The organism is Phenylobacterium sp., from assembly GCF_031181185.1.
Taxonomy (GTDB): Bacteria; Pseudomonadota; Alphaproteobacteria; order Caulobacterales; family Caulobacteraceae; genus Phenylobacterium.
Genome location: NZ_JAPSKZ010000030.1, coordinates 26,696 through 29,490 on the forward strand (window position 1 = coordinate 26,696; position 2,795 = coordinate 29,490).

Sequence of the window (2,795 nt, forward strand, 5' to 3'; positions counted from 1 at the left end):
GGCAAGAACCAGCCAACCGTCGTGGTCGACGTCTATCTGATCGACCTCGTGGAGGCCGAGGGGATCTGGGCGCCGCTGTCGTACCGCGAGCGCATCCGGGCCCTGGGTCCCACCAACCACCTGGCCCACGGCAAGCAGGCCGAGGGCGGGGCCGTCATCGAAGCCCTGCAGCACGCCCACGGCGCGGCGCGCTCGACGGGCCGCGTGAACCTGATCAAGCGGAAGTAGTCCGATGTACCGCTACGACACGATCGACAAGGAGATGGTCGCCGACCGCGCCGCGGAGTTCCGCGCGCAGGTGGCCCGCCGCCTCTCGGGCGAGCTGACCGAGGACCAGTTCAAGCCGCTGCGGCTGATGAACGGCCTCTATCTGCAGCTGCACGCCTACATGCTGCGGATCGCGATCCCCTACGGTTCGCTGAACCCGACCCAGATGCGCAAGCTGGCCTGGATCGCGCGGACCTACGACCGCGGCTACGGCCACTTCACCACGCGGACGAACCTCCAGTTCCACTGGATCAAGCTGAAGGACGCGCCCGACATCCTGGACCACCTGGCCAGCGTGGACATGCACGCCATCCAGACCAGCGGGAACTGCATCCGCAACGTCACCGCCGACCCTTACGCCGGCGCAACCGCCGAGGAGGTGGACGATCCGCGGGTGTGGGCCGAGGCGATCCGTCAGTGGTCGACCTTCCATCCCGAGTTCAGCTTCCTGCCGCGCAAGTTCAAGATCGCGGTCACCGCCGCGCCCAAGGACCGGACGGCGGCGCGCATCCACGACATCGGCCTGGTGCTGAAGCGGGCCCGCGACGGCTCGCTGGGCTTCGAGGTGATCGTCGGCGGCGGCATGGGGCGGACCCCGCACATCGGCCCGACGATCCGGGAGTTCCTGCCGGTCAACCGGCTGATGAGCTATCTGGAAGCGATCCTGCGCGTCTACAACCGCCACGGCCGGCGGGACAACATCTACAAGGCCCGGATCAAGATCCTGGTGGCGGCGCTGGGCGTCGAGGAGTTCACCCGCCAGGTCGAGGCCGAGTGGCTGAAGATCGGCGAGGACGTGGACCTGCCGGACACGGAGCTCGCCCGCATCCGCGCCGCGTTCGCGCCGACCGGCTTCGAGAGCCTGCCCCACCGGTCCGAGGCGCTGGAGACGGAAAAGGCCGCCAATCCGGCGTTCGCCCGCTTCGTGCGCAACAACCTGAAGCCGCACAAGAAGCCCGGCTACGGCATCGTCGAAATCAGCCTGAAGGCGATCGGCGAGACGCCCGGCGACGCCACCGCCGACCAGATGGACGTGGTGGCCGACCTGGCCGAGCGCTACGGCCAGGGCGACATCCGGGTGACTCACGAGCAGAACCTGGTGCTGCCGCACGTGAAGCTGGACGACGTGCCGGCGGTGTGGGCGGCGCTGGACGCCGCCGGCCTGGCGACGCCCAACATAAATCTGGTCAGCGACATCATCGCCTGCCCGGGCCTGGACTACTGCGCCCTGGCGAACGCCCGGGCGATCCCGGTGGCCCAGAACATCGCCGAGAAGTTCCGCGACGCCGAGCGGGCCGAGCTGATCGGCGAGCTGAAGATCAAGATCAGCGGCTGCATCAACGCCTGCGGCCACCACCACGTGGGCCACATCGGCATCCTGGGCGTCGATAAGAAGGGCGAGGAGTTCTACCAGCTGACGCTGGGCGGCTCGGGCGCCGAGGACGCCTCGCTGGGCGCCATCCTGGGCCCGGCGCTGCCGTACGACCGGGTGGCCGACGCCGTCGACACCCTGGTGGACGTCTATCTGCGCGAGCGGACGGACGGCGAGCGGTTCCTGGACACCTTCCGCCGCACGGGCGTCGCGCCCTTCAAGGAGGCCGTCTATGCCGACGCTCATTAGGTGGCGCGAGGGGCGGGCCGAGCTCGCCGAGGACGCCTTCACCCACGTGGCCGACGACCAGGATCTGGCCAGCGGCGACGTGATCATCTCGCTCACGCGCTTCCAGGCCGACGGCGACCGGCTGATCCACGAGGGCCGCAGGGTGGGCGTGCGCCTGACCAGCGACGAAGAGGCCGAGGCGCTGGCCTACGACCTGCCGCGGATCGCCGTCGTGGCGCTGGAATTCCCGAAGTACCGCGACGGCCGCGCCTATTCGAACGCCCGCCTGCTGCGCGAGCGCCTCGGGTTCAAGGGCGAGGTCCGGGCCGTGGGCGACGTCCTGCGCGAGCAGGCCGGCTTCATGGTCCGCTGCGGCTTCGACGCCTTCGAGCCTGCGGACGGGACAAGTTCGCAGGAATGGGAAGCGGCCGCCCGCCGCTACCGCCATGTCTATCAGCGTGCGGCCGACACGCGCATCCCCGCCTTTGTGGAGCGCCGGTCATGAGTCTTGCCTACGACACCCCGCAATCCCAGACCCTCGCCCAGCGCCTGGACGCCGAGCTGCGGCGGGCGCATCCGCACACGATCATCGAGGCGGCGCTGGACACCTTCGGCGACAAGCTGGCGATGGTCTCGTCCTTCGGCGCCGAGTCGGCCGTGCTGCTGGACATCGCGGCCAAGGTGAAGCCGGACATCCCGATCCTGTTCCTGGATACGGGCATGCTGTTCGGCCAGACCCTGGACTACCGCAAGCAGCTGGCCGCCCGCCTGGGGCTGACGGACGTGCGCGACCTGCGCCCGGCCTACCAGGACCTGGCCACCGCCGATCCGCAGAACAAGCTGTGGCAGAGCGACACCGACGCCTGCTGCCACGTGCGCAAGGTGCTGCCGCTGGACCGCGCGCTGGAGGGCTTCGACGGCTGGATCA

The 2,795-nt window shown here is 69.5% G+C and carries 4 protein-coding genes; all 4 read left to right on the forward strand.

Annotated elements, in window-relative coordinates; genetic code table 11:
- Positions 1 to 228 (forward strand): DUF2849 domain-containing protein (locus tag RIF93_RS05780; RefSeq protein ID WP_309089330.1); only part of this gene is annotated, 228 nt, incomplete at its 5' end.
- Between the two features lie 4 nt (positions 229 to 232).
- Positions 233 to 1,888: a nitrite/sulfite reductase gene (locus RIF93_RS05785; RefSeq protein WP_309089332.1), complete on the forward strand. Its 1,656-nt coding sequence runs from the start codon at positions 233 to 235 to the stop codon at positions 1,886 to 1,888.
- On the forward strand, positions 1,872 to 2,372 hold the full coding sequence (locus RIF93_RS05790; RefSeq protein ID WP_309089334.1) for a DUF934 domain-containing protein: 501 nt from the start codon (positions 1,872 to 1,874) through the stop codon (positions 2,370 to 2,372). Before RIF93_RS05785 ends, RIF93_RS05790 begins: the two co-directional genes overlap by 17 nt.
- Positions 2,369 to 2,795: phosphoadenosine phosphosulfate reductase family protein (locus RIF93_RS05795; RefSeq protein WP_309089336.1), on the forward strand; the 427-nt coding region annotated here is incomplete at its 3' end. The genes RIF93_RS05790 and RIF93_RS05795, both read left to right, overlap by 4 nt.